The organism is Enterobacter cloacae complex sp. P2B, from assembly GCF_014895985.1.
GTDB lineage: Bacteria > Pseudomonadota > Gammaproteobacteria > Enterobacterales > Enterobacteriaceae > Enterobacter > Enterobacter bugandensis.
In genome coordinates this window covers 19,486-45,809 of sequence record NZ_JADBQQ010000025.1, presented here as the reverse complement: position 1 = coordinate 45,809, position 26,324 = coordinate 19,486, and the positions used below count along the sequence as shown (strand labels likewise).

Here is a 26,324-nt window from a genome sequence, read left to right as displayed (position 1 = left end):
CCTGCAGGACATGACCCGGGCGCATAGCGCCCGGGCATAAATAATAAAGCTGTACTTTTTTATTAGGGACAAGACATGGGAATAAAGATTCCTTACTGGTGGCTCTCGTGCTGCCTGATATCTGTACCCGCCATCGCGGCAAACCCGGCGGCAACCATCAATACCGGACAGCTCCGCGAAACGCAGGAACTCCCCTCACTGAATGGCCGCGTCGCCCCGGTGGCAGGCAAAGCCGCTCCCGGTTCACTACAGCTTGGCGAGGCCGTTAATCGCGCCGTCACCTGGCACCCGGCGATCGCTGAAGCCGTGGGCAAACTCTACGAACAGAACGAAGAGGTCGACGTCGCCAAATCGAAATACTATCCGCAAATCAACGCCGGCATGGACAACGGGTATTCCCACGACGGCGACCAGAACGGCTTTACGCCGTCGCTGGTGCTCTCTCTTTCACAGATGCTCTACGACTTCGGCAAAGTGGCAAGCCAGGTGCGGGCCGAAAACGCCGGGGTCGCCCAGCAGCAGGCCAACGTGCTGGTCAGTATCGACACCATCGCCCACGATACCGCTATCGCCATGGTGCAGGTGCAAACCTGGCAGCAGATGGTCGACACCGCCAAAGAGCAGCTTGACGCCCTCTCATCAATAGGCACCCTGACCCGCCAGCGTAACGACGAAGGGGCCACTTCCCTGTCTGACGTGGTGCAGACCGACGCGCGCATTGAAGGGGCGCGCGCCCAGCTGATGCAGTATCAGGCCAGCCTCGACAGCGCCCGCGCCACGCTGATGAGCTTTCTCGGCTGGAACAGCCTGAACGATATCAGCAATGACTTTCCGCAGAAGCTGGCCCGCAGTTGCGATATCGCCGAGCCGGACGATCGTCTGGTGCCTGCGGTCCTCGCCGCCTGGGCACAGGCGAACGTCGCTCAGGCTAACCTTGACTACGCCGACGCGCAGATGACGCCAACCGTCTCGCTGGAGCCGGAAGTCCGTCACTACCTGAACGATCGCTACGCGGGTAACGAAACGCGGGACCGCACCCAATATTCCGCCTGGGTGAAAGTCCAGATGCCGCTCTATCAGGGCGGCGGACTCACCGCCCGACGCAACGCCGCCGGTCACGCGGTGGAAGCGGCGCAGTCGACCATTCAGCGCACGCGCCTCGATGTCCGCCAGAAGCTGCTGGAGGCCCGCAGCCAGGTCATGAGCCTGCAAAGCACGCTGCAAATTCAGGGCCGCCAGGAGGCGCTCAGCGCCCGCACCCGCGAGCTCTACCAGCAGCAGTATCTCGATCTCGGCTCGCGCCCGCTGCTGGACGTGCTCAACGCCGAGCAGGAGGTCTATCAGGCGCGCTTTACCCAGCAGCAGACCCTCGGTCAGCTGCATCAGCTGCAGCTCAACTGCCTCTATAACACCGGGCAATTGCGTCATGCGTTCGATCTTGATAACCGCACCATCCAGACCGTGGAGATCCAGCCATGAAGCAACGCGACATCCCGCAGGGGGAAACGATGACGGATGAGGCGCTGGAGCAGTGGGCTCAGGCGTTTGGCTTTGTCGCCACGCGCTACCGCGTTGCCTGTTCGCCAGGCTCGCTCGTCGCGGGCGCGCCGTGGCTGAAAGGCAAACCGATGGTGCCCGCGCTGACTCAGCTTGCCCGTGAAGCCGGGCTGACGTTCCAGCTGCTGACGGCCGATCAGCAGTCGATCAACAGCTGGCGTCTGCCGGTGGTGGTGGCGCTGAACGACGGAAAAATCGGCGTGATCGAGAATTTCGACGGAGAAGATACGCTCGAGGTCAGCTTTTTCGACGACAAGACATACACCAACCGCCTGTCGATGAGCGCAATGTTGCCCGCCATCCGCCACGTTATCGCCCTGCGTCCGCTGGCCGCGCTTAAGGACAGCCGCGTGGACGCCTACATCTCAAAGTACCGTCCGGACTGGCTCTACCGGCTGGTGATGCGCGACCTGCGCCCCTACAGCTGGGTGATGCTGGCGGCGCTGTTTATCAATGTGCTCTCCCTCTCCGGCATTGTCTTTTCCATGCAGGTGTATGACCGGGTGATCCCCGCCCAGTCCTACCCGACGCTCTACGTGCTGACCATCGGGGTGCTGATCGCCACCCTGTTTGGCTTTGTGCTGCGCGTTGCGCGCGGGCACATTATGGATCTGCTGGGCAAACGCTCGGATCTGCGCGTCTCGGATCGCGTGTTCGGCCACGCGTTACGGCTGCGCCACAGCGCCATTCCGCGCTCCACCGGCAGCTTTATCTCCCAGCTGCGCGAGCTGGAGCAGATCCGCGAGATGGTCACCTCCTCCACCATCTCGACGATTGTCGATCTGCCCTTCTTCTTCCTGTTTGTGGTGGTGCTGGCGATCATCGCCCCGCAGCTGGCGTGGATCGCCCCGGTAGCGGCAGTGATCATGGTCCTGCCGGGCCTGCTGCTGCAAAAGAAGCTGGCGGAGCTGGCGAAGCAGTCGGCGCATGAATCCACCCTGCGCAACGCGGTGCTGGTGGAGAGCGTGCAGGGGCTGGAGGACATCAAGCTGATGCAGGCGGAGAACCGCTTTTTACAGCAGTGGAACAGCTATATCCAGATCACCGCGGAATCCGGCCTGCGCACCCGCGAGCTGACGCAGAACCTGATCAGCTGGGGGATGACCGTTCAGAGCCTGGTTTACGCAGCCGTGATCGTGGTTGGCGCGCCGATGGTGATTGATGGCACGCTGACTACCGGCTCGGTGGTAGCCGCCTCGATGCTGGCCTCGCGGATGATCGCCCCGATGGCGACGCTGTGCGGCGTACTCGCCCGCTGGCAGCAGGTGAAAGCCGCCAAAGAGGGGCTGGACAGTATTATGCAGCTTCCTACTGAAAATCAGCGTGAAGAGACGCCGATCCGCCAGGACGTGCTGCGCGGACACTATCTTTTCGAGCAGGCGCAGTTCCGCTATCAGCCGGAAGATCCGCGCATGGCGCTGCGCATTAACCGTCTGGAGATCAGGCCGGGCGAGAAAGTGGCGATCCTCGGGCGTAACGGCGCGGGCAAATCCACTCTCCTGCAGGCGATGGCGGGCGGCATGGATCTGGCCGCCGGCGAGTTGCGGCTCGACAACCTCAGCCTGCCGCATCTGGACGTGGCCGACGTGCGGCGAAACGTCGGCTTTATGACCCAGAACGCGCGGCTATTTTACGGCACCCTGCGCGAGAACATCACCCTCGGCATGCCGCGCGCCACCGACGAAGAGATCTTCGAGGTGCTGGAGATGTGCGGCGCGGCCAGCTTTGTGCAGAAGCTGCCGAAGGGGCTGGACTACCCGATTATGGAGAACGGCGTGGGATTGTCCGGCGGGCAGCGGCAGTCAATTCTGCTGGCGCGGATGCTGCTGCGCGATCCGAATATCGTGCTGATGGACGAGCCGACCGCTTCCCTTGACGAGCACACCGAGCGGGAATTTATCCAGCGCCTGGGGGCGTGGCTCGGCAACCGGACGCTGGTTGTCGCCACCCACCGCGTGCCGGTGCTGGAGCTGGTGGAGCGCGTGGTCGTGCTGAAAGATGGGATGCTGGTCATGGACGCGCCAAAAGCGCAGGCGCTGAACAACAGCCGAATGCAGCAACAGCAGCAGGCAGCAACCGGACGGGAGTGGAAAAATGAAAATCAGTCAGCGTGACGTAGCCGCGATGGACGATCTGGATAATGCGCTCGACTCAGAAAGCGGCTATACCGGCGCGCGGCGGATTGTGATCTTTTCGCTGCTGATGTTTGTGGCGCTGGGCGTCTGGGCGTGGTTTGGGATGCTGGATGAAGTCTCAACGGGAACCGGAAAAGTGATCCCCAGCTCGCGCGAGCAGGTGCTGCAGTCGCTGGATGGGGGGATCCTCACCGAGCTGAACGTACACGAAGGCGATCAGGTGCAGGCCGGACAGGTGCTGGCGCGGCTGGATCCAACGCGTTCCGAATCGAACGTCGGCGAAAGCGCGGCGCGCTATCGCGCGTCGCTGGCCTCCAGCGCCCGTCTGTACGCCGAGGTGAACGATCTGCCGCTGAAGTTCCCGCCTTCGCTGGAGAAATGGACCGAACTGACCGCCGCCGAAACGCGGCTCTACAATTCGCGCCGCGCGCAGCTTGAGGACACGCAGCGTGAACTGCGTTCAGCGTTAGATCTCGCAAACAAAGAGCTGGCGATCACCCAGCGGCTGGTAAAAACCGGCGCCGCCAGCCACGTGGAAGTGCTCCGCCTGCAGCGGCAGAAAAGCGACCTGGAACTGAAGCTCACCGACGTGCGTTCCCAGTATTACGTTCAGGCGCGCGAGGCGCTATCCAAGGCCAACGCCGAGGTGGATATGGTCTCGGCGATCCTCAAAGGCCGCGAGGATTCCGTCACCCGCCTGACGGTAAAATCCCCGGTGCGCGGGATCGTGAAAAACATCAAAGTCACCACCATCGGCGGCGTGATCCCGCCCAACGGCGAACTGATGGAGATTGTGCCGGTGGACGATCATCTGCTGATTGAAACCCGCCTCTCGCCGCGCGATATCGCCTTTATCCACCCGAACCAGGAGGCGCTGGTGAAGATCACCGCCTACGATTACGCCATCTACGGCGGGCTGCACGGGGTGGTGGAGACCATATCACCGGACACTATCCAGGACGAGGCCAAGCCGGAGGTGTTCTACTACCGCGTGTTTATCCGCACCAGCCAGGATTACCTGGTGAATAAGGCGGGCAGGCATTTCTCGATCGTGCCGGGGATGATTGCCACAGTGGACATCAAGACCGGAGAGAAAACGGTACTGGATTATCTGATCAAGCCGTTTAACCGGGCGAAGGAGGCGCTGAGGGAGCGATAGTCTTAGCCGGGCAGCGGCTACGATCTTCTCCCTCACCCCAAAGGCTGAGGGTTCCCCACACATTAATGCTAGCACTGAACAATCCCCTCGCCCCTTTGGGGAGAGGGTTAGGGTGAGGGGAACATACGGCTGTGGTGGTCATTCCGTTCACTTTAGCCACCTTTAATCCCCCACTGCCCCGGCGTTTTACCGGTCCACATTCTGAAAACCTCAATAAATGCGCTGACGCTGCTGTAGCCGCAGGACAGCGCAATCCATCCCACGGGCTTCCCCGCCGCCAGCCACTCCATTGCCTGCATGACGCGCGCCAGCTGCCGCCAGTTGACGAAGTTCATTCCCGTCTGGGCGCTAAATCGACGGTTAAACGTACGCACGCTCATCCCGGCATGGCTGGCATGGCTCTTGACCGTTTGATTATCATCGACACACTGCAGCAAGTGGCTGACCACGTTCTTCAGACGCGGATCCGTTGGTACGGGCAGATAAAAGCGCACCTGAGGCGTCAGGGCAAGCTCATCCAGCAGCAGGGTGAGCTTTCGCGGATCGTACTCGTTTTCTGCAACGCTTAAGCGGGAAAACAGTGCATGAGTGAGATCGTCGGGCTCGAACAGCGCGGGGGCATCGGGAAGCATTGCACAGCACGCAGGGTCAAGATAGATAGCGCAGCCTTTTATCGCGCTTTCAGAAAAGGCGGCGTGCTGCTGGCCCGGCGGGATCCAGCCAATATGGTTTGCCGGTACAACCGAACGCCCCTGTTGGGTCTCAATCACCAGCAGCCCCGTTGCAATACGCCAGAGCTGTCCGGTGGGATGGCTGTGCCACGCGGTGCGGTAACCGCCGGGATGGCGGAGCGTCTCTGTACCGATCATCTTATCCTGGCCGAAAATCGTTATTCATCGACGTATTACAGAAACTGCGACGTCGACTGTCAAGGATAATGGTGGCTCAACTACACAAGGAGCCAACATGAGCATCATCACAACCCTGATAGCCCAGCCTGACAATACCCTACAGCGCGAAAAAATGGCGTGCCTGTTAAGCCGCTTGTTCAAAGGCGAATTAGATCCCGCAGAGGTGTTCACGCCCGATTACCAGCAGTACACGGATGGTCACGCGCTTGATTATCGGGGTTTTGTGCAGCACCTGAACCACGTCCGCTCGCAGATCCGCGCGATCGCATTCAGGGTTGAAGAGCTGGCCTGTCACGAGAATCTTTTAGCAGACCGGCACTGGGCTACGGTGACATATCCAGATGGTCGCCAGGCGGAATTAGAGGTGTATATGTTTGCCGCACTGCGCGAGGGGAAAATCTGTCGTATCCATGAAGTGACGCAGACGATCGGCGGCGATGCTTCAGACCGCGCGCTCGCCCACGCCACGCAATAAGCTCACCCTGCGCGCAAAACGGCAACTGCCGTTATGCGCGCTCTGTTACAGGGAGATCTTCAGGCGTCGAACCGCTTCTTTAAGCTGCTCATCCGTTGGGGTGACGAATGACATGCGCAGCGTTGTCGGGTCCGGTTCGTTGCAGTAGAAGAACTCGCCCGGTACAAACACCACGCCGTTGCTTAAGGTTTTTTCCAGCCATTTCGTCGTATTCATGCCGTTGTTCATTTTTGCCCACAGGAACATCCCGCCCTTCGGCTTGTGGAACGACATCACATCGCCCAGCTCGGCTTCCAGTTCCGTTGCAAACGTCAGGTATTTCTGGCGATAGGCCTCGCGGATCATTTTAATCTGGTTCGCCAGACGCCCGGTTTTCAGGTACTCGTAGGTCATCAGCTGGGACAGCGTGCTGGTGTGCAGATCGGTGGTTTGCTTGAGGTTCACCACCGCGCGCTTCAGCCATTCCGGCACCAGCCCCCAGCCCACGCGGGTGCCCGGCGCGAGGATTTTGGAGAAGGTAGAGGTGTACACCACGTTATCCTCATTGCCGATATCTTTCGCATGGGCAATCAGCGGGCGGAACACGTCGTCGGTGTAGTTAATTTCGCTGTACGGATCGTCTTCGATAATCACGAAATCATAGCGCTTTGATAATTCCACCAGCTGTTTACGGCGCGCTTCGGAAAGCGTTACGCCGCCAGGGTTACCAAAGGTTGGAACGATATAAACCGCCTTGATGGTTTTCTTCGCCACCAACGCCTCAAGTTCATCGACCTTCATGCCGTCGCCGTCGGTGCCGACGGATTCAAAATTCGCCTGTGCCAGGCCAAAGACCTGCAGCGCGGCGAGATAGGTAGGACGTTCAACGACAACCGTATCGCCCGGATTAATTAACGCACGCGCCAGCACGTCCAGAGATTGTTGAGAGCCGGAAGTAATGACCACGTCATCGGCCTTACAGGCGATGCCGCGCCCCTCGCAGATGCGTTTAATTTCTTCGCGCAGCCCCGGTACGCCTTCCGTCAGGCCATACTGGAACGCCTCGCCAAAATTCTGTGACAACACGGCATCGGCGGCAATTTTAAGCCCTTCGCGATCGAACAGGTCCGGATTGGGAATACCGCCGCCCAGCGAAATCACGCCCGCCATTTTGCTATGTTTTAATAATTCACGGATGGCAGATGATTGCAGGCCCTGCGCGCTGCTGGCGAGTTTGTTTGCAGACATTCTTTGATTACCTTCTTTTTTTATATTGTGCCCAATCTTAGCAGAATATGCGCAATAAATTCCGTTAGCTTAGGGAGGGGACGCAAATCCTGACGCCACAGTAAATGCACCGGCCTCGGCGCGGGCGTGAACGGCTCCAGCACACGCACCAGCCTGCCGCTTGCCAGCTCTTCCGCCACCAGCACTTCCGGTTGCAGCAGCAGCCCTGCCCCGGCTCGCGCCGCCATGCGTAAGCCGTAGCCGTCGTTGCATCTTAAGATCGCATCCCGCTTCCAGCGCACCTCCCCTTCCGCACCCGGCAGCCGCCACTCGTTGCGCGCGGTCCACACCGTGTGCGACAGGCACAGATGATCCACCAGATCGGCGGGCGTCTGCGGCGTGCCGTGTCGCGCCAGATAATCCGGCGCGGCGCAGATCACCATGTTGTAGGGACACAGATATTTCGCCACCAGATCGTCATTGCGGATATCGCCAATGCGAATGGCCAGATCGACCCCCTCTTCCACCAGATCAACCATCCGGTTGGTGAGATCCAGTTCGATACGCACTTCCGGGTAGCGCTGCAAAAATGTGGCCGTCAGAGGGGCGATCGCGCAGCCGCCAAACGACGTGGGGGCGGTGACGCGCAGGGTGCCGGCGGGCGCCGCGCGCAGCCGTTCAACCGCGCTTTCGGCAATCGAGACCTGCTCCAGCACGCGCCTGGCCTCTTCGAAATAAACGCGTCCGGCGTCGGTCAGGCTCTGGCGACGGGTATTGCGCTCCAGCAGCCGCGTGCCGAGCTGAAATTCGAGCAGCGCAATATATTTCCCGACCATCACCGCCGACATCTCCAGCCGCGCCGCCGCGCCGGTGAAGCTGCCGCTCTCTACCACCGCGATAAACGTCTCCATGCCGCGAAGCTTATCCATATTCCAAACCCCTGGTTAGTAATCATCTAACTTTAGCCCAGTTTATCTGACTTTTTATTTATTAAAGAATGAGGGCTCACAACATGAGGAGTCGGATATGAAAATCGTCATTATTGGTGCCAGCGGTACGGTCGGTCGTGCCGTAACCGAAGAGTTAAGCCGTCGTCACGAGGTCATCCGCGTGGGTCGCACGCGGGGCGACTACCAGGTGGATATCACCTCGCAGGCGAGCGTGCAGGCGCTGTTTGAGAAAATCGGCCCGGTGGATGCGATTGTCTCCGCCAGCGGTGGTCTCTACTTTGGCCCGCTCGCGACCATGAAGGACAGCGACTTCAACCAGGGCCTGCAGGATAAGCTGCTCGGGCAGGTGCGCCTGGCGCTGACCGGCCAGCATTATCTGAACGAAGGCGGCTCGATTACGCTGATAAGTGGGATTGTGGCGCACAAGCCGATTGCGCAGGGCGTAAATGCCACCACGGTCAATGCGGCGCTGGAAGGGTTTGTCCGCGCCGCAGCCTGCGAACTGCCGCGCGGGATCCGCATCAACCTGATTAGCCCAACGGTACTGACGGAATCCGCCGAAGCGTATGACGGGTTTTTCCCCGGCTTTGAAAGCGTTCCCGCCGCGACCGTGGCCCAGGCCTACCGCCGCAGCGTGGAAGGGGTGCAGAGCGGGCGGGTGTACAAGGTAGGTTACTGAGCCTTACGGGCGGAAATCAGCACCAGCATCGGGCGCTCCGCCTCTTCGGACAATGCAGGCCAGGCGTCAATCTGCGCCTGCGTTGGTCCCCACTCATTGACTTCACTTATCGTTAACCCGGCCTTTATCAGCGCGTTAAGCGTGGTGCCCAGCGTGCGGTGGTATTTAATCACTCCATCCGCCAGCCAGTTGCTGACGCGATGGCTTTCGTCCTGATAATGGTTCACGCCCCAGAACCGCTCGCCGCTGTCGTCGGTCAGCCAGCCCTGACGGGTGGCGCAGGTGTAAATCGGGTGCTCCATCGAGAAGACCAGGCTGCCACCCGGTTTTAGCGCGCGCTGAACGTTGGCGAATAGCGTGTCCAGCTCCGGCAGGTAGTGTAGCGCCAGCGAGCTATAGACCAGATCGAGACTGTTTTCGCGAAGCTGAAGAGATTCCAGATCGCTACGCTGATAGTGAATCTCCGCGTCATCCGTCAGTTCAGCCGCGCGGGCAAGCATTTTTTCTGAGATATCGACGCCCGTAACGTCGCAAGCGCCCAGCGCGCGCGCCGCGCGGCAGAACCAGCCGTAACCGCAGCCGAGATCGATAACCGCTTTGCCGGTTAAATCAGGCAGCATTGCCTTGAGCGCAGGCCACTCAGGCGCACCGTCCAGCCCGTGCACCGAGCGCGGAAGCTGAGCGTAGCCTTCAAAAAACGCCGGGTTGTCGTAGATGTTTTGTGCCATGACGGACTCCTTTATCGCAACAGAGGCGAGGGTAAAGCCCCCCTCGCCCGTTGGCAACGTATCCGTCTGATAAATCACAGCCTGCGCCGGATTTTCTCCACCATGGCTGTGGTTGAGATCCCGTAGCGGTCATGGAGGGTGGGCAACGCGCCCGCATCAAGGAACGCGTCCGGCAGCGCGACGGTATCGAAATCCACGTTCACGCGGTTGCGCATCAACAGCGACGCGACGGCTTCGCACAACCCGCCTACGCTGCTGTGGTTTTCCGCCACGATGACCAGCCGTCCCGGCTTCGCGGCCTGCGCCAGGATCGTCTCTTCGTCCAGCGGCTTAATGGTGGGCGAGTGCAGCACCGCCACGCTGACGTTATCCTTACGCAGCTGCTTCGCCGCCTCCAGCGCACGCATGGTCATCAGGCCTGAGGCGACGATCAGGACATCGCTCCCCTCTTCCAGCAGCGCAGCTTTGCCAATCTTAAACTGGTAGTTGTACTGGTCCAGCACCACCGGCACCTTGCCGCGCAGCAGGCGCATATAGACAGGGCCATCGTGCGCTGCCATCGCCGGCACCGCCTGTTCCGTGTCGATTGCGTCACAGGGATCGATAATCGTCATGCCCGGAATACCGCGCATAATCGCAATATCTTCCGTCGCCTGGTGGCTCGGCCCGTAACCGGTGGTTAGCCCCGGCAGCGCCGCGCAGATCTTCACGTTCAGGTGCTCTTCAGCAATCACCTGATGGATAAAGTCGTAGGCGCGGCGGGTAGCGAAGACGGCATAGGTTGTGGCGAAAGGAATAAAGCCCTCTTTCGCCATGCCGCCCGCGGCCCCCATTAGCAGCTGTTCGGCCATGCCCATCTGGAAGAAGCGTTCCGGGTAGGCCTGGGCAAAAATGTGTAGATCGGTGTACTTCGACAGATCCGCCGTCATGCCGACGATCTCCGGTCGCTGTTCCGCCAGCTTCACCAGCGCGTGACCGAACGGTGCGGCGCGCGTCTCCTGGCCCTCTTCCGCGATAGAGGCAATCATCGCCGACGTGGTTAAACGCGGTTTTTTCTCCGTGGTCTGGCTCATTACAGCACTCCTTCAGGTTTGTTGGCATCCAGCACGGCGAGTGCCTTTTGCCACTCGTCAGCATCCACGCGAATAAAATGGTTCTTGTCACGCTTTTCGAGGAACGGCACGCCCTTGCCCATCAGCGTGTCGCACAAAATGACGCGCGGCTGGTTTTCCGGGTAGCGTTTGGCATTATCAAACGCCGTCACCAGCGCAGGAACATCGTTGCCGTTCACGCGCTGGACGTACCAGCCGAAGGAGGTCCATTTATCCTCCAGCGGCTCAAAGCCTAGGATCGCGTGCGAGTTGCCATCCGCCTGCTGGCGGTTAATGTCCACCAGCACGATCAGGTTCGACAGGCCGTGATGTGCCGCCGACATCGCCGCTTCCCAGGTTGACCCTTCGTCCAGCTCGCCGTCCGACATGGAGTTAACGACCCATGCCGCGCTCTGCTTGTGCTTCAGCCCCAGCGCCATGCCAACGCCAATGCTTAAGCCCTGCCCCAGCGAACCGCCGGAGATCTCCATACCTGGCGTGTAGGTTGCCATACCGGACATCGGCAGGCGGCTGTCGTCCGCACCGTAGGTCTCCAGCTCCTCTTCAGGAACGATCCCGGCTTCAATCAGGGCCGCATAACAGGCAATGGCGTAATGGCCGTGGGAGAGCAGAAAACGGTCACGCCCTTCCCACTCCGGCTCGCCCGGCTTAAGGTTCATTCCGTGGGTAAACGCGGTGGCCAGCACATCGGCATAGCCCAGCGCCTGCCCGATGTAGCCCTGCCCCTGCACTTCGCCCATGCGCAGCGCGTAGCGGCGAATGCGCCAGGCCGCGGCGGCAACCTGTTGAACTGTGGTATGCGTCATCGTCGTATCTCCTTAATGGATCAGCATCCCGCCGTTCACGTCGAGCGTGATACCGGTGGAGTAAGAAGAGAGGTCGCTGCCGAGGAACAGCGCGGCGCGGGCAATATCCTGCGCGTCTCCGAGGCGGTTAAGCGGAATGCCCGCCAGAATGGACGTTTTCATCTCATCGCTCAGCTTGCCTGCGGTGATGTCCGTCTGGATAAGACCCGGCGTGATGCAGTTTACCCGCACATTGTCGGGCCCCAGCTCACGCGCCATGGCTTTTGCCAGTCCCAGCACACCCGCTTTTGCAGCGCTGTAGTGTGGGCCGCCGAAGATGCCGCCGCCGCGCTGGGCCGATACCGATGAAATGCAGACGATGCTGCCCGACTTTTGCGCGCGCATAGTGGGAATAACCGCCTGGGACATGAGCAGCGTGCCGCGCAGGCTGACGTCAAGCACCGCATCGTAATTTTCGCGTTTGATATCCATCAGCTTGATCGGCTGAGTAATGCCGGCGTTATTCACCAGAATATCGATGCGCCCGTATTTCCCCAGCACCTGCTCAATGGCGGCATTAACCTGTAATTCATTGCTGACGTTCGCCGCAAGGCCCAGATGTTCGTCGCCCAGGCTCGCGGCGGCAGCCCGGCTGGCTTCAGCGTTTAAATCGATAATCACCACTTTCGCACCCTGTTCGGCATATAATTTCGCCGTAGCGAAACCCAAACCGCGTACGGAAGCCGCGCCGGTAATAACGGCGACTTTATTTTTCAGTAGCATATATTTACTCCATTCGGACAAGAGAGATTTAATGATTTATTTCGGTTCTTCCAGCAGCATAATCATAATTAAGCCAATGGCTGCGCAAATACCGAAATAAATAAACACGGAATTAAAACTACCTGTTTTATCCAGCAGATAACCTGCCAGCATAGGGGAAACAAATCCGCCGAGATTACCGCCGCTATTGATGATGGACGCGGCAATGGGATAGGTTTTACTGTCCGCAACAGCCATGCCATAAGCTGTAAAAGCGGGCCAGCCAATATTCAGACAGAGACCGACAAAAAATAGTCCGACGCAAACCGCCACGGTGCTTTGCGGAATATTCAGCATAATGACCATCATTAAAACGGTGCTGATGGCGGTAAACATCATGGTCGGTTTACGTCGGCGGCCGAGCAGTTTGTCTGAGACGTAGCCGCCAAAAATCGCACCGATAAATCCACCGATGCACGGCATGCTGGCGACCAGCCCCATGCTCATAAACGTAAAGCCTTTCTCTTTCACCAGATAGAGCGGGATCCACGTCAACAGTCCGTACAGCACGCTGACCATCATAAAATAGGCCAGGCAGTCGCCGAGAATATTCTTCGAGGTAAACAGCCCTTTCACCGTGCTTACCGGGGCTAACTCCCGCACGCGGATCAGCCGATCGAGGCGTGCAAAGCCTGGTGAAATCACGATGTTTTCACATCTGGCGTCCGGCGTCTCCTGACCGGCGGTAATGGTCTCCAGCTCCGCTTTAGAGACGAATGCGCTCTCGGACGGCTTCGTGCGTACCAGCAGATACCACAGGACGGCAATGACCAATCCAGGGATCGCAAAGGAGAAGAAGACCCAGCGCCAGCCCCAGGTCATGGCGATCCACACGGCCAGCGGCGGCACGAGGATGGGCGCGAACATGGTGGCGGCGATGTAGACGCCCGTGGCCGTGGCCTTCTCCTTTGGCGGAAACCAGTTATTGATGGTGGAGGCCAGCCCAACCGGGCACGGCCCCTCTGTTAACCCTAGCCCCAGGCGGATACACTTCAGGCCCAGAACCGAGGTTGCGGTGCCCATCAGCCAGGTAAAGGCAGAGAAGCCGAATATCGACAGTGCCACCATGCCGCGAATTCCCTTTTTGGCAATAAAAAAGCCCGCAGGAATTTGGCTCAGGGCGTATCCCAAAAAAAACATGCTGGCGATGGCACCGGCTTCGAAATTATTGATATGAAATTCGTCAATGATAAACGGCAGTACCGCACCAATATTTGTTCGGTCAGCATAATTAATGGCATAAACAATAAAAATTAATGCCAGCACAACGAAACGGTAATTGGTTTTTTTAGTCTTTATGTAGGGGACAGCTTGTTCTATACGAGACATAACTTACCTCATTATTCGAACACCGTGAGTCGTTTTATTATTGCGTTCAACGTCAATATATCGGCTCACCCATGAAACGCCATTCAATAAAGCTCATTTATTGCTGAGATAAATTTGATTCGCGATACAGCTCAAAAAAATAACATCGGGATAAAATTGCCCGCTCGCAGTCTCAATGTTATGTTTTTTATCAATTATCGTGTAAGGAGTAGGCCATGTCCGCGCAGGATCGCCAGACGTTATCGCTGCCCTCGCTCAGAAATTTGCAGGCGTTTATCGCCGTTGCTAACGCCCTGAGCATCCATCAGGCGGCGGAACAGCTCAACGTCACGCCTTCGGCGGTAAGCCACCAGATCGCGTCGCTGGAATCGTGGCTGGGCAAGAAATTATTTATCCGCAGCGGCAAAGGGGTTCAACTCACCCCGACGGGAGAAAAATATCTGCGGGAGGTCTCGGCGGCGATGAGCGCCATTGGGCGCGCCACCGATCAGATCGTGAAAGAAAAAGACAATGCTGTGCTTCGCGTGCACTCTTCCCCCACCTTCGGACTGTCATGGCTGTTGCGCCGTCTGGGCAGATTCCGCGCCGAATATCCTGATATCACCATCAATCTCACCTGCTCCTATGAGAACCTGCAGTTCGCCAGAGATAATATCGACATTGATATCCGTCATGGTATTCCGGACTGGGATGCTTACCGGGTGATGACCATTAAAAACGACACGCTGGTAGTATTGGCCTCGCCGGGCTATGCAGAAGAGCATCCCATCAGCACGCCCGCCGATCTGCTGCAACAGTCGCTTATCTCCTCCACCAGCACTCTGGTGAACTGGGAAAAATGGTTCGCCTGGCACAATATCGACAGGCCCTGGCTCAATTTCAGCCTCAGCTTCGACCGTTCCTACATGAGCTTTGAAGCGGCGCGCATGGGGCTGGGGTTTATTCTGGAGAGCAAAATGATGGCTACCGATCACCTGAAGGATGGCTCGCTGGTACAGGTGCTGCCGGATGAGATGGGAATCGCCATTAACGCGCATCATCTGGTGATGCCGCACATGAACGAACGCGCGTGGAAGATCCAGCAGTTCGTCGAGTGGATTGATCGGGAGTTGCGATTGTCGGGGTATCACCTTTAGCGATACCCCATCGTGGCGTCAGGCGACCGTGCCCCAGACGAGATTCCCCTTGTGGAACGTCGCGGTACGCGGAGAAATGCGCGCCACCGCCTCGGCGGAACAGGAGGCGTCCACCAGCACAAAGCTGGCGTCGTCCTGCGCTTTCGGCCATACGCGTTCACCTTTATCGTTCAGCGGCAGCACGTCGCCGGTGGCGATGCCGAGCGCGCGGGAGAGCGTCTGCTCGTTCGGGCGAATATAGAGCTGGGCGTACAGATTGGCTTTCTCCAGCATGTCACCCAGACCGTACGGCGACCAGTGGTCGATCACGCTGTCGGTGCCGGTCATAACAAACACGCCCTTCTCCCGCAGCTGCTTCAGCGGCATGTGCAGGGTGCCAATCGGCACGGTGGAGGCGATGGTCACCTGCTGCGCCGCCATGCGGGTGGCAATCTCATCCACCTGCTGCTCGTTGAGCGTCGCCAGCGCGAAGGCGTGGCTGATGGTCAGCTTGCCCTTCAGCTCCGGCGTTTTCTCCACGGTTTCCACCATGTAGTTCACCGCCGCCACGCCCGCCGGGCTGGTTTCATGGAGGTGAATATCCACCCCTTTGTCGTAATCCAGCGCAATCTGGAACATAGTATCGAGCGATTTCTCCATCGCGCCGTCAACGCTGGTTGGGTCCAGCCCGCCTACGTAGTGCGCCCCCGCCTGCATCGCCTCGCGCATCAGCTTTTCAGCGTTGGAGAGCAGCAGGCCGTGCTGCGGGAAGGCAACGATTTCGCAGTCAAAACTTGCGCTGCGGCGCGCCAGCACCGCCTGCAAATTTTCCAGGTTTTTCAGGCCGGAAACCGGCTCAATATTGCAGTGGCTGCGGGCGATGGTGGACCCTTTGGACTGGATCAGGTCGATCAGCTTTTCGGCGCGTTCTTGCGTGTAGGGCTGTAACTCCGGCAGCAGCTTCTGCTCCAGGCGGATCATGTCCTGAATGGTGGTGCCAGCCGGACGGTTCAGGGAGCGCCACGGGCCGCCGTAGAAGGTTTTATCCAGGTGAATGTGCATGTCGCGCATCGCCGGAAGCATCAGTTTTTTACCCGCGTCGTAGTGCGGCAGGGTCGCGTCGGCATGGCTGCCGTTGTCGCGCAGGGCGACAATTTTCCCGTCTTTAATCTCCAGCGTTTTCATCTCGGTGCGGGTGCTCGTCGCCACGCTGCCCTCGAAATTAAACCCGGCTTCAAGCAGCACGTTGTCCAGATAGTAATGTTTCGCGATGATCTTCATCGGTTTCCCCGTCTCACAGGTTGCCTTTGCAGAGTCGGCAGCATACGCGACGGAGCCGGTGGCGCCAAACAGCGCGCAGGCGGTGACCATTTTGCCGCTCTGGCTGATAAACTCGCGGCGGCTTTTGTTTTCACTCATCTTATCTTCCTTCATTAACAATGTGGGTACCCGTTTCACCGCGCAGCGCCGCAGGCAGGCAGTCCGGCGAGGTGATGATCACCCGCCTGCCGCCGTGGTGTAAAAATGCCAGCGAGGCGACGATTTTGGGCAGCATGCTGCCCGCCGGAAAGTGTCCTTCATCCATGTAGCGCTTCATCAGCGCCACGCTGACGGTGTCCAGCGCCTGCTGGTCTGGCTTGCCGAAGTTAACGCAGACTTTCTCCACGCCGGTGGTTATCACCAGCACGTCGGCGCAAATCTCACGGGCCAGCAGCGCGGTGGAGAGATCTTTATCGATAACCGCATCCACGCTCTGATAATCCCCCTGCTCGCTGCGCACAACGGGAATGCCTCCGCCGCCCGCGCCGATGACCACAAAACCTTTCTGCGTTAGCGCCTTAATCGCATCCGCCTCGACGATGCGCAGCGGCTGGGGCGAGGCCACCACGCGGCGATAGCCCCGGCCTGAATCCTCGACAAAATGCCAGTCCGGGTGCGCGAGCTGTAGCTCGTCGCGCTGCGCCTCGCTGAAGAACGCGCCGATCGGTTTTGTCGGGTGCGTAAAGCCGGGATCGTTTTTATCCACCTCCACCTGAGTGACGACCGTGACCGCCTTTTGCTCGCCACGCGCCGCCAGGCGGTTGTTGAGCGCCTGCTGGATCAGGTAGCCGATGCCGCCCTGGGTATCCGCCACGCAGTTTGCCAGCGGGGTCAGCGGCAGCCCTTCCCGCTCGTGGGCGATCTCGGCGCGGCGCAGATCCAGCCCCACCTGCGGGCCGTTGCCGTGGGTGAGGACGATGTCATAGTCGAAGGCCAGCATTTCAAGCACCGACTCGGCCACCGCTTTGACCGCCTGCGCCTGATGTTCAATCGACTGGCTGGCGTTGTCTTTGATAATGCTGTTGCCGCCGATGGCGACGACCATAAGCTCTTTCATACGTTTTCCTTCGCAACAGTAACTTCAGCGCTCGCAACTTCGCGGCTGTCGAGGAAATGCTTCACCACAAACATGCCGCCCATCATCAGGTAGGCCGTGACGAACATCAGGGAACTGCCCTCGGCAAAGCCCACCACTGGCGCGTGGATCACGCCAAACAGCGCCAGCAGCGCGCCTCCTGCGGCGGCGACGGCCCCGCGCAGCGGTTTGTTGATGATGGCGAAGATAGCGATACAGCCCCAGAGCATGCTGGCGAGCGGCGCGCCGTTGCCGAGGTGCATCAGCCCCTCGTAGTAGATCCCTTTGCTGTGCAGCACGTCGGTGCCAATTTTCGCCGCGCTGGTTCCCGCCGCGCTCATCACGCTGTTCATCATGGTCAGCGCCCAGTTAGCGATCCACGGGAACAGGCAGATAAAGATGACGGGCACCTCCACTTTGGGGGTTTCCCGCACCACCTGGTTGGCGGTGACGACGCCGATAAACACCAGAATCGGCACGATAGCGGTCATCGGTATGATGGCGAGCATAAAGGCCCCCAGCCCGAACAGCGGCACGATGAACATGGTCACGCCGGACGCCAGCGTGTAGCCGATGCTCGCCCCCATCGCCTTCCAGCCGGGATGGCCCACGTAGACCGTGACCGGGAACGGGTTGCCCATCAGGCAGCCGAGCATGGAAGCCAGGCCGTTCGCCAGCATCACCTTGCGGGTCGGGTACTCATCCCCCGCTGCGTGGGCGCTTTCGATGTTCTCCAGGTCAAAGATGTAGTTCGCCAGCCCCAGCGGTACGGCGGATGCCAGATACGGCAGCGCGTGCGGCAGGCCCTGCATAAAGCTGTCCACGTGAACCTCCGGCGGGTTAAAGCCGAAGGATGACATGGACGCCTTAATGGCATCCGGGCTTTGCAGTCCGGAAATCCACGCCAGCGCCGTTCCGGCAATCAGCAGCAGCAGGCCGGTCGGGATTTTGGCGAAAATCGGCTTTTTACCGAACCAGTTAATGAAGATCAGCAGCAGAACGATGAACGACACGGTGGGCGCTTCGAACGCCTGCAACATCGGGTTCATCGCCAGCAGCAGCAGGCCAAGACCGGACAGGCACGACAGCAGCACGGTACGCGGGATCATCTTGCGGATGGTCTCACCCAGGAACGAGCCGCCCGCGAGGATCATCGCTTCCACGAAGCACCACACCAGGCCAATCTGAATCGCGAAATCCGCATCGCCGGTTTGCTGGTAGACGGGCATCAGGACCAGGAAGGTCACGGTAAAAATCGAGGGTGCGCTCGGGCCGGACGGCAGCGCGGTGACGTCCGTACGTCCGGTGGTGCGCGCCATTTGCAGACCAAACCATGTGTAGCATAAGCTCGCTACCAGCACCGCCAGCCCGAAGGCCGGCGCGATGCGTCCATAAACAATCTCCTTCGGGATGCCGACGACAAAAATGAGCAACCCCATCATGGTCAGCAAATTAGTCAGGTTGTTGGTCATCAACCCGAAATAGGCCGCCCAGTCACCTTTTTTCCACTCCAGTTTCATGTTTTTCATGGATGCATACCTTATAGAACGTAGCGATCGCGGAAGGTCAACAGCGCCTTTTCAAAACAGCTAAACGGCGGGTGAACGATGCCCGCCCCAATCATGCCGATGCCCGCGTCTTTGTGGGCAATGGCGGTGTTGATCACCGGCAGAATGCCGCTGCCCGCCACTCTGGTGATGTCGATGGCGGTTGGAATGCCCATAAACGACAGCAGCGGAATGGTGACGTTCGGGTTCTCGCCGAGGGTGATTTCGCGCATCTGGCGCGAGAAGTCGATGGCTTCCTCCACCGTGCCGCCCACCAGCGCAACGATGGCCGGTGCCGTCGCCATCGCAAAGCCGCCGATGCCGTAGGTTTCGGTGATGGCGCTGTCGCCAATATCCAGTCCGGAGTCTTCCGGCTTGTAGCCTGCGAACATCGGGCCAATCACCTGCTGCGCCGGACCGGTAAACCACTGCCCCGGCAGGCCGGAAACGCGCAGGCCGAACTCGTAGCCGTTGCGCGCCATGGTGGTAACCACGGTGCTATATTCAATGCCGTGAGCGGCATCCAGCGCGGCTTTACACATCGCCATCCACGTCGGGCCGGAGAAGTAGTCGCTGCTGGCGACAAACTCGAACACCTCACGCTGCTGCTCCACCGGATAGCCCGCCTGAATCAGCCCCGGCGTCAGTGCCTGGATCAGCAGCGTGGTGCCGGCGTTGTTGCGGTTGTGGCACTCGTCGCCCATGTGCAGCGCCTGGGCCAGCATCAGGCGCAGGTCGATTTCGCCGATGATATTCATCGCGTCGCGCAGCATCGGGCCGAGCACGTCGCGCATCCAGTTCAGGCGGTCGATCACGCTCTGGTCGTTAGCCCCCATGCGCAGGATCTTCGCCATCTGCTCGCTGAGGTTGGTGAACGCCCGGTTGCCGTAGGTTTTGTTCTCAACGATGTGCATAAACATTGACGCGGAGGTGACGCCCGCCATGGAGCCCACGCAGTCGTGCTCGTGGCACGGCGAGAAGGTGATCTCACCTGAAGCCGCCAGCCTTGCGGCATCCTCCAGATCCGTTGCCAGCCCTTCAAATACCAGCGCACCGTTAACCGCGCCCTTCATCGCCCCGCACATGTTTTCCCATGCGACGGGCGGACCGGCGTGCAGAATGGTGGTGCGGGTCATGCCCGGCACTACGTTAATTGCCTGGTCATAGCCCACCAGCACCGGGTGAGACTGGATGATGCGCTCAAGGGCGATTTTGTTCGCGGCGGCGATCTTCTCCGCCAGCGGTTTTTCCGCCAGCTGGTCGAGCGCCTCCACCACCTGCATGTTGCCCTGCCCCGGCGGCGTCCAGTCGAGCTGGGTCACGGGAACGTGCTGCTTTTTGAGGTCGTCGCTGAACATCGCAATGCCGACGTTAATGACGTTAAGCGGCTGGTTGAATAAAGTGGTCATTATGCGTTCTCCCCTTTGCAAACAAATTCGCGTGCCAGTAATCCGGTGTTGGTGCTGCTGCTGGCCCAGATGACGCCTGCGTCGGTCAGCCGCTGGCACTGCTGCGCCAGCGACTGCGGATCCTGGTCGGTGCCGAGCACGTAGCCGAGAATTTCCAGCGGACGGTTATCTGCCCTCGCAATGGCCTGTGCCTCTTTGATCGCCTCGATCATCACCCCCACCGGATCCTCGTGCGCGCCGAAGCCGAGCACGAAGTCCATCACGATGACGCCCACCTGCGGATCCCGCGCCTCCTGCAGCAGCCTGCTGATGCGGTTGGTCGGGTCGATCATTGGGTGCGGCTTGCCGTTGGTGAAGTCGTCGTCACCGAAGTCAAGGAAGGTGTGGGCCTGGCTGATGCTGATGTCCTTCAGGCGCTTAGCCGGATCGGGCTGGATGTTGCTCCAGACGTCGTCGAACTTCTCCAGCGCGGCAAACATCGCCTCGTCGCACAGGGTGCCGCCGCAGAACAGGCCGCGAATGTACTTCTGCTGTGGGGTCAGGCGGGCGCGCACCTCTTCAATCAAAGGCCAGTTGAGCGGATGCAGATCCAGGGACTCTTTTTTAATGCCGGTAAGCAGCACCGCCTTCAGCGCCGCTTCTTTGGTGCCACGCGCAAACTGCAGGCCGTCTTCATCGGCGGGCGGTTCGCTGCGGCCGAGGAAGCAAACAACCACCGGCTTGCGGCAGGCTCTGGCGCGGGCCAGCACCTTTTTTGCAACCGCTGGCGCAGGCGGCTTGGAGATGAGCGCAATCACCTGAGTGCCCTCATCCGCCTCAAGCATGTCGATGGCGTCGAGCATCATCAGGCCGCCGATTTTCTCGCTGAGATCGCGCCCGCCGGTGCCGATCAGCTGCGACACGCCGCCGCCGAACTCGTGAATGCGCACGCTCAGCTCCTGGCTGCCGGTGCCGGAGGCGCCAACAATCCCAATCGGCCCGCGACGCACCGCGTTGGCGAAGCACAGCCCCGCACCGTTGATGATGGCGGTTCCGCAGTCAGGCCCCATCATCAGCAGCCCTTTCTCATGCGCCAGCTGCTTCAGCGCCAGCTCGTCGTCGAGCGACACGTTATCGGAGAACAGCATCACGTTAAGATCGTTTTCCAGCGCCTGACGCGCTTCGCGGGCGGCAAAGGTGCCGTTGACGGAAATGACCGCCAGGTTGCTGTCCGGGCGATGAGTTTTGGCGCTGGCAATCGTCGCGTAGCGTGCTTCATGGGTGCCGCCGCTCACTTTATGGGTAAATAAAGCTTCTATTTCCGCCAGCGTTTCATCGTTCGCCGCGTCGCCTTTAATCACGATCATCAGGTCGCCATTTTTGGCTTCCGCCAATTCCGGCGTGAGCAGCCCGAGATTTTTCAGAACGCCTTTATTCATTTCCGTCGCCATTGCCACAAACGCCTGTTCGACGCCCGGCAATTTATTGGCTTTGGTGGAAACCGACATTAAGGAAACCGAATCGAAATACGTATTCTTTTTTATGACGATTTTGGTTGGCATTGTTTTCTCCTGAATACGGATAAAAGGGGGCCGCCGTCGCGCAGAATGCACGTCGGTAAAAAACTTTTTGAATTAACGGCCAGCCGGACGTGGCTGGCCGAATGCGTTATGCGCCCGCCGCCAGCAGCAGGTCGGCTATTGCATCGAAGCCTTTTTCCCGCGCCAGTTCGAGCGGGGTTTTGCCGTATTTATCGGTCATGTGCGGGTTCGCGCCGTGGTCCAGCAGCAGTTTCACAATTTCCTGCTGCTTTGCGCCGCCGTCATTCAGCACGATGGCTTCCAGCAGCGGCGTCCAGCCGACAAAGTTAGTGTGGTTGACGTTAATATCGGTTTTTTCCAGCAGCTCGCGCACGATTTCAACGTGGCCTTTTTCACTGGCAGGGGTAATGCCCACGCCGCCGAAGCGCGTCAGACGGTCGAGATCCGGATTCGCCGGAAGAACGATGCGCAGCAGGGTTAAATCATTAGTCAGGCAGCTTATCAGGAAGGGGTTAAAACAGGTCTGGTCCTGTTTATCAATATCCGCGCCGGCGGCAATTAAAAATTCCACGCAGGTATAATGCTTTTTCAGGCTGGCAATAATAATGGCGGTTCTTTTCTGGCGGTTGGTGGCGTTAATATCCACGCCGTTATCCAGGCAGGCTTTTAGCGCGTCGATGTTGCCCTCTTCTGCCGCCAGCAGAAATTCCGTAACGAGTGCGTTTGCAGACATATTCAGTCTCCCAATGTTTCACTTCTGATGACCTGAGAATAGCAACAGCCTGGTCACAAAAGAATCCGCTTAAAAATGATTCATCGACACGCAATTCATTGTTGAGTTAAATTCAACAGTCAGGCTAAAACGTGCGTCTGTGCAACCTTTTTCTTATGGTTTACCGTTTTTTAGCGCCTCAGGCAGCATTATCCTTATGGTTGTAAAAGCCTTGCAGGACGCGGCTCCGCGTAAATAGTCAGAACTGTGACACACTTCAAATATGATGTAACGGCGCTGTTAAAATATGTTCAAAACTGATGGCTGAGGATGCTGTGATATGAATTCCATCTTTACCGAAGAGAACCTGCTGGCCTTCACCACCGCGGCGCGCTTCGGCAGTTTCAGCAAAGCCGCCGCCGAGCTGGGCGTGACGACCTCCGCCATTAGCTATACCATTAAGCGCATGGAGACCGGGCTGGACGTGGTGCTGTTTGTGCGCAACACGCGCAGCATCGAGCTGACGGAGTCCGGGTTTTATTTTTACCGTAAGGCCACCGACCTGCTGAACGACTTCCACGCCATCAAGCGCGGGATTGATACCATTTCGCAGGGCATCGAGGCGCGAGTACGCATCTGCATTAATCAGCTCTTGTATACGCCGCGCCATACCGCGCGTTTGCTGCAGGTGCTGAAAAAGCAGTTTCCCACCTGCCAGATCACGGTGACGACCGAGGTGTATAACGGCGTCTGGGATTCGATCATCAACAATCAGGCCAACATCGCGATTGGCGCGCCGGATACGCTGCTGGACGGCGGCGGGATTGATTACACCGAAATTGGCGCCATTCGCTGGGTGTTTGCCATCGCGCCGGAACATCCCCTCGCCTTTGTTCCCGAACCGATTGCGGAGAGCCAGTTGCGCCTGTACCCCAACATCATGGTGGAAGATACCGCGCATACCATCAACAAGAAGGTCGGCTGGCTGCTGCACGGGCAGGAGGCAATTCTGGTGCCGGATTTCAACACCAAGTGCCAGTGCCAGATTCTGGGGGAAGGGATTGGCTTTTTGCCGGAATACATGGCAAGAGAAGCGATGGAAGACGGTCTGCTCATCACGCGGCGTATTAACAATCCGCGTCAGGACTCGCGCATGCTGCTCGCCACGCAGCATGCGGCGACCGGCCAGGTAACGCGCTGGATCAAACAGCAGTTTGGCCCGGAAGGCGTATTAACCGGTATATACAGTGATTTACTGTGGCGTGCTTAGTTTTTCGTCTGCACCCAAAACGCGTGGATAAGGCCCGGGAAGTAACCCAGGATGGTCAGAAGGATGTTCAGAATAAACGCCCAGCCCAGTCCCTTGCCAAGCAGCACGCCCAGCGGCGGGAGAATAATCGTAAAAACAACGCGCCAAAAACCCATAATCACTCCGTGCAAGCTAACCAATTGAAAATTAAAAAGAGACATTTCTCTAAGCATAGCCAGTTTACGGGTTACTGCCATTCGTCTCTCGCGCTTTTACCTGCCTTTACCCTCTTTACACTGGCTTAAGCCCTTCCTTAAATGTTCTACTACTCATAAATTGACCGTAAGGAAACACCATGTCTCTTTCTCTTATTTCGCCACAGCAGGCGAATGCGCTTATTAAAGAAGGCGCAAAACTGATTGATATTCGCGATCCCGACGAGTATGCCCGCGAGCATATTCCGGCAGCACGCTCCATACCGCTGGATTCTTTACCCGGCGGGCTCAACGCTGCCCCTGGTGAAACGGTGATTTTCCACTGTCAGTCCGGGACACGGACATCAAACAATGCTGCGCGACTTGCGCAGGCAGCGTTGCCGGCTCAGGCCTTCGTGGTTGAGGGGGGCATTCAGGGCTGGAAGCAGGCCGGGCTGCTGACCGTTGAAGATAAATCCCAGCCGCTCCCGCTGATGCGGCAGGTACAAATTGCCGCCGGGCTGCTGATCCTCTGCGGCGTGGTGCTGGGTTATAGCGTCTCCAGCGGCTTTTTCCTGCTGAGCGGTTTCGTCGGTGCCGGGCTGCTGTTCGCCGGTGTGACAGGTTTTTGCGGTATGGCACGGTTGCTGAAAGTGATGCCGTGGAAGCGTCATACCTCATAAGCAGTAATCAATGAATTACGCTGTACCCGGCATCAGACGTCGGCTAAGGTGGAGATCGCTAAAACGATGAGGAGGTTATATGTTTTCTGTCGGTGATTATGTGCAACCGCTAAAAGGCGGCCCAAAGCTGAAAGTGCTCGAAGTGAACGGTGAAAACGTGGTGGCGGTACAGGCCAGCAATGATCAAGGCGAGAAATATACGCTGAAAGCGGCCGATTTGGCGCCGTATAACGAAGAAGGTGATTTCGGCGTCTGCTGAACAGACAACCGGGCGGCTTGTTCCGCCCGGTCCACGTATTAGATCAGAAAATCATCCAGTGATTTACCCTCTGCCAGCGCGCTGGCAATAGGCTTCGGCGTGCGGCCCTGGCCGGTCCACGTTTTTTCTTCACCGTTCTGGTCAATAAAGCGATATTTCGCTTCGCGCGGTTTACGCTTTTTAGTCGGTTTACCCGCCTGCGCCAGTTCTGAACCCAGCAGGTCAGTCGGAGAAATACCATCGGCTTTCATCAGTTCCAGCAGGGTATTAATTTTTTCCTGCTGTTCAGCGCGCTGCTGCTCTAATTCCGCCAGCTCATTGCGTTTTTCTTCAGTAACGACCCTGACCTTTTCCAGCATTTCCTCAAGAACGTCCAGGGTTAATTCTCGCGCCATCGCGCGCAGGGTTCGGATATTATTAAGATTCTGTAACGTCAAAGACATATTATTGAAAACCTTTTCTTTGGGGTAAATAGATAAATCGCCCCAAGAATAATTCATTTCAGTTGAAATATCTACCCAAAGGTCCAAACGGGCATAAATGTAAATATATTTAAATATCGCCGTTAATAATAGCGCATAGCATTGGCGGGAAACACGTAGATCTAATCACCAAATCAATATAAATGGTCAACTTTAATCCAAATCACAGCATACTGCGCTCTCATCAGGGGAGTGAATTTCTGCGTCAAAAGCAAAACACCTAACCCACTGATTTATATCAGTAAAACATTTGATGAGACAGATTATAACGAACCGGATAAAAAACAACCAATTTTAGAGAATTTTGTGGACAAAAGGCGAGTAAATAAAAATTAATCACTAGTTGTTAGTTCAAACATAGAGATATACGCTATACACCTCAAACAAACCAACCTAAAGCACTAGCCGCTGAAGGAAAACCGATTCCACTGCGTTCTTCTCAAGGAGTTCAGACATGTTCTCGCCGCAATCTCGCCTGCGCCACGCGGTGGCGGATACTTTCGCGATGGTTGTCTACTGTTCCGTTGTGAACATGCTGATTGAAATATTCCTCTCCGGAATGACCTTCGAGCAGTCACTTTCTTCTCGTCTGGTGGCGATCCCGGTCAATATTATTATCGCATGGCCTTACGGGCTATACCGCGATGCCGTTATGCGTTTCGCGCGCCGCATCAGCCCGGCGGGCTGGATGAAAAATCTTGCCGACGTGCTGGCGTACGTCACGTTCCAGTCGCCGGTCTACGTGGCTATTCTCCTGACAGTGGGCGCGGACTGGCACCAGATCGCCGCAGCGGTCAGTTCGAATATCGTGGTATCAATGCTGATGGGTGCGGTATACGGCTATTTCCTCGACTACTGCCGCCGCCTGTTTAAGGTCAGCCAGTACGGCCAGGTAAAAGCGTAATGTGAAG

General features: G+C 58.2%; 26 protein-coding genes. 10 read left to right on the top strand and 16 right to left on the bottom strand.

All coding sequences use genetic code 11. The features are described from left to right. Positions 1 to 75 precede the first annotated feature (75 nt). Genes IM313_RS20935 through IM313_RS20925 form a run of 3 tightly spaced genes read left to right on the top strand, consistent with a single transcriptional unit; the run spans position 76 to position 4,851 of the window. On the top strand, positions 76 to 1,479 hold the full coding sequence (locus IM313_RS20935) for a TolC family outer membrane protein (RefSeq protein ID WP_192971719.1): 1,404 nt from the start codon (positions 76 to 78) through the stop codon (positions 1,477 to 1,479). Beyond that, complete coding sequence (locus IM313_RS20930; protein WP_028014148.1) at positions 1,476 to 3,671, top strand: type I secretion system permease/ATPase; 2,196 nt, start codon at positions 1,476 to 1,478, stop codon at positions 3,669 to 3,671. Before IM313_RS20935 ends, IM313_RS20930 begins: the two co-directional genes overlap by 4 nt. A gap of 10 nt (positions 3,672 to 3,681) precedes the next feature. After that, positions 3,682 to 4,851: an HlyD family efflux transporter periplasmic adaptor subunit gene (locus IM313_RS20925; RefSeq protein ID WP_088204896.1), complete on the top strand. Its 1,170-nt coding sequence runs from the start codon at positions 3,682 to 3,684 to the stop codon at positions 4,849 to 4,851. A gap of 152 nt (positions 4,852 to 5,003) precedes the next feature. On the opposite strand, the gene IM313_RS20920 is transcribed toward IM313_RS20925, so the two are convergent. Beyond that, entirely contained in the window at positions 5,004 to 5,720 is a 717-nt protein-coding gene (locus IM313_RS20920) for a helix-turn-helix domain-containing protein (protein WP_192971718.1), read from the bottom strand. A 97-nt stretch (positions 5,721 to 5,817) separates the two neighbouring features. Here IM313_RS20920 and IM313_RS20915 point away from each other — a divergent pair, with 97 nt between their 5' ends. Next, entirely contained in the window at positions 5,818 to 6,237 is a 420-nt protein-coding gene (locus IM313_RS20915) for a nuclear transport factor 2 family protein (protein WP_023619020.1), read from the top strand. Positions 6,238 to 6,282: 45 nt separating this feature from the next. On the opposite strand, the gene IM313_RS20910 is transcribed toward IM313_RS20915, so the two are convergent. Together IM313_RS20910 and IM313_RS20905 are read right to left on the bottom strand one after the other, a co-directional pair. Beyond that, positions 6,283 to 7,464: a PLP-dependent aminotransferase family protein gene (locus IM313_RS20910; RefSeq protein WP_192971717.1), complete on the bottom strand. Its 1,182-nt coding sequence runs from the start codon at positions 7,462 to 7,464 to the stop codon at positions 6,283 to 6,285. A gap of 20 nt (positions 7,465 to 7,484) precedes the next feature. Next, on the bottom strand, positions 7,485 to 8,372 hold the full coding sequence (locus tag IM313_RS20905) for a LysR family transcriptional regulator (RefSeq protein WP_192971716.1): 888 nt from the start codon (positions 8,370 to 8,372) through the stop codon (positions 7,485 to 7,487). 97 nt (positions 8,373 to 8,469) lie between these two features. Between IM313_RS20905 and IM313_RS20900 the strand changes: the two genes are divergently transcribed. Continuing rightward, complete coding sequence (locus IM313_RS20900) at positions 8,470 to 9,072, top strand: short chain dehydrogenase (protein ID WP_192971715.1); 603 nt, start codon at positions 8,470 to 8,472, stop codon at positions 9,070 to 9,072. Here IM313_RS20900 and IM313_RS20895 read toward each other — a convergent pair. The 5 genes from IM313_RS20895 to IM313_RS20875 form a co-directional block, all read right to left on the bottom strand. Then, positions 9,066 to 9,800: a bifunctional 2-polyprenyl-6-hydroxyphenol methylase/3-demethylubiquinol 3-O-methyltransferase UbiG gene (locus IM313_RS20895; protein ID WP_192971714.1), complete on the bottom strand. Its 735-nt coding sequence runs from the start codon at positions 9,798 to 9,800 to the stop codon at positions 9,066 to 9,068. The genes IM313_RS20900 and IM313_RS20895 overlap by 7 nt on opposite strands. Positions 9,801 to 9,874: 74 nt before the next feature. Beyond that, on the bottom strand, positions 9,875 to 10,873 hold the full coding sequence (locus tag IM313_RS20890) for a transketolase family protein (RefSeq protein ID WP_047364369.1): 999 nt from the start codon (positions 10,871 to 10,873) through the stop codon (positions 9,875 to 9,877). Further along, positions 10,873 to 11,718 carry a transketolase gene (locus tag IM313_RS20885; RefSeq protein WP_192971713.1) on the bottom strand — a complete coding sequence of 282 codons (846 nt, stop codon included), beginning with the start codon at positions 11,716 to 11,718 and terminating at the stop codon, positions 10,873 to 10,875. Before IM313_RS20885 ends, IM313_RS20890 begins: the two co-directional genes overlap by 1 nt. 12 nt (positions 11,719 to 11,730) lie before the next feature. Then, entirely contained in the window at positions 11,731 to 12,480 is a 750-nt protein-coding gene (locus IM313_RS20880; RefSeq protein ID WP_003862216.1) for an SDR family NAD(P)-dependent oxidoreductase, read from the bottom strand. Between the two features lie 36 nt (positions 12,481 to 12,516). Further along, positions 12,517 to 13,848: an MFS transporter gene (locus tag IM313_RS20875; protein WP_192971712.1), complete on the bottom strand. Its 1,332-nt coding sequence runs from the start codon at positions 13,846 to 13,848 to the stop codon at positions 12,517 to 12,519. 215 nt (positions 13,849 to 14,063) lie between these two features. On the opposite strand from IM313_RS20875, the gene IM313_RS20870 reads away from it, so the two are divergent. After that, positions 14,064 to 14,984 (top strand): LysR substrate-binding domain-containing protein, encoded by a 921-nt coding sequence (locus IM313_RS20870; RefSeq protein ID WP_028014161.1) that lies wholly within the window; start codon positions 14,064 to 14,066, stop codon positions 14,982 to 14,984. 18 nt (positions 14,985 to 15,002) lie between these two features. Here the strand turns inward: IM313_RS20870 and IM313_RS20865 are convergent, their stop codons facing one another. From IM313_RS20865 to IM313_RS20840, 6 genes are all read right to left on the bottom strand, one after another. After that, a complete protein-coding gene (locus IM313_RS20865; protein WP_192971711.1) occupies positions 15,003 to 16,382 on the bottom strand; it encodes an amidohydrolase family protein in 1,380 nt (459 codons plus the stop codon). A gap of 1 nt (position 16,383) precedes the next feature. Then, positions 16,384 to 17,340: a carbamate kinase family protein gene (locus IM313_RS20860; protein WP_192971710.1), complete on the bottom strand. Its 957-nt coding sequence runs from the start codon at positions 17,338 to 17,340 to the stop codon at positions 16,384 to 16,386. Beyond that, positions 17,337 to 18,887: a xanthine permease gene (locus tag IM313_RS20855; RefSeq protein WP_192971709.1), complete on the bottom strand. Its 1,551-nt coding sequence runs from the start codon at positions 18,885 to 18,887 to the stop codon at positions 17,337 to 17,339. The genes IM313_RS20860 and IM313_RS20855 overlap by 4 nt, the downstream gene beginning before the upstream one ends. Positions 18,888 to 18,898: 11 nt before the next feature. Beyond that, on the bottom strand, positions 18,899 to 20,314 hold the full coding sequence (locus IM313_RS20850; RefSeq protein ID WP_192971708.1) for a DUF1116 domain-containing protein: 1,416 nt from the start codon (positions 20,312 to 20,314) through the stop codon (positions 18,899 to 18,901). Continuing rightward, positions 20,314 to 21,855, bottom strand: coding sequence for an acyl-CoA synthetase FdrA (gene fdrA, locus IM313_RS20845; protein ID WP_048998559.1), 1,542 nt, complete (start codon positions 21,853 to 21,855; stop codon positions 20,314 to 20,316). Before fdrA ends, IM313_RS20850 begins: the two co-directional genes overlap by 1 nt. A gap of 106 nt (positions 21,856 to 21,961) precedes the next feature. Then, positions 21,962 to 22,567 (bottom strand): ankyrin repeat domain-containing protein, encoded by a 606-nt coding sequence (locus IM313_RS20840; protein WP_192971707.1) that lies wholly within the window; start codon positions 22,565 to 22,567, stop codon positions 21,962 to 21,964. A gap of 319 nt (positions 22,568 to 22,886) precedes the next feature. Between IM313_RS20840 and IM313_RS20835 the strand changes: the two genes are divergently transcribed. After that, positions 22,887 to 23,816 carry a LysR substrate-binding domain-containing protein gene (locus IM313_RS20835; protein WP_028014168.1) on the top strand — a complete coding sequence of 310 codons (930 nt, stop codon included), beginning with the start codon at positions 22,887 to 22,889 and terminating at the stop codon, positions 23,814 to 23,816. On the opposite strand, the gene IM313_RS20830 is transcribed toward IM313_RS20835, so the two are convergent. Beyond that, a complete protein-coding gene (locus IM313_RS20830) occupies positions 23,813 to 23,971 on the bottom strand; it encodes a YqaE/Pmp3 family membrane protein (RefSeq protein WP_032644909.1) in 159 nt (52 codons plus the stop codon). The genes IM313_RS20835 and IM313_RS20830 overlap by 4 nt on opposite strands. A 179-nt stretch (positions 23,972 to 24,150) precedes the next feature. Here IM313_RS20830 and IM313_RS20825 point away from each other — a divergent pair, with 179 nt between their 5' ends. Together IM313_RS20825 and IM313_RS20820 are read left to right on the top strand one after the other, a co-directional pair. After that, entirely contained in the window at positions 24,151 to 24,672 is a 522-nt protein-coding gene (locus tag IM313_RS20825; RefSeq protein ID WP_192971706.1) for a rhodanese family protein, read from the top strand. A gap of 79 nt (positions 24,673 to 24,751) precedes the next feature. Next, positions 24,752 to 24,931: a hypothetical protein gene (locus IM313_RS20820; protein WP_192971705.1), complete on the top strand. Its 180-nt coding sequence runs from the start codon at positions 24,752 to 24,754 to the stop codon at positions 24,929 to 24,931. 38 nt (positions 24,932 to 24,969) lie between these two features. Here the strand turns inward: IM313_RS20820 and stpA are convergent, their stop codons facing one another. Next, entirely contained in the window at positions 24,970 to 25,374 is a 405-nt protein-coding gene (gene stpA / locus IM313_RS20815) for a DNA-binding protein StpA (protein ID WP_041908535.1), read from the bottom strand. A gap of 493 nt (positions 25,375 to 25,867) precedes the next feature. Between stpA and alaE the strand changes: the two genes are divergently transcribed. Beyond that, positions 25,868 to 26,317: an L-alanine exporter AlaE gene (gene alaE, locus IM313_RS20810; RefSeq protein ID WP_028014172.1), complete on the top strand. Its 450-nt coding sequence runs from the start codon at positions 25,868 to 25,870 to the stop codon at positions 26,315 to 26,317. Positions 26,318 to 26,324 lie beyond the last annotated feature (7 nt).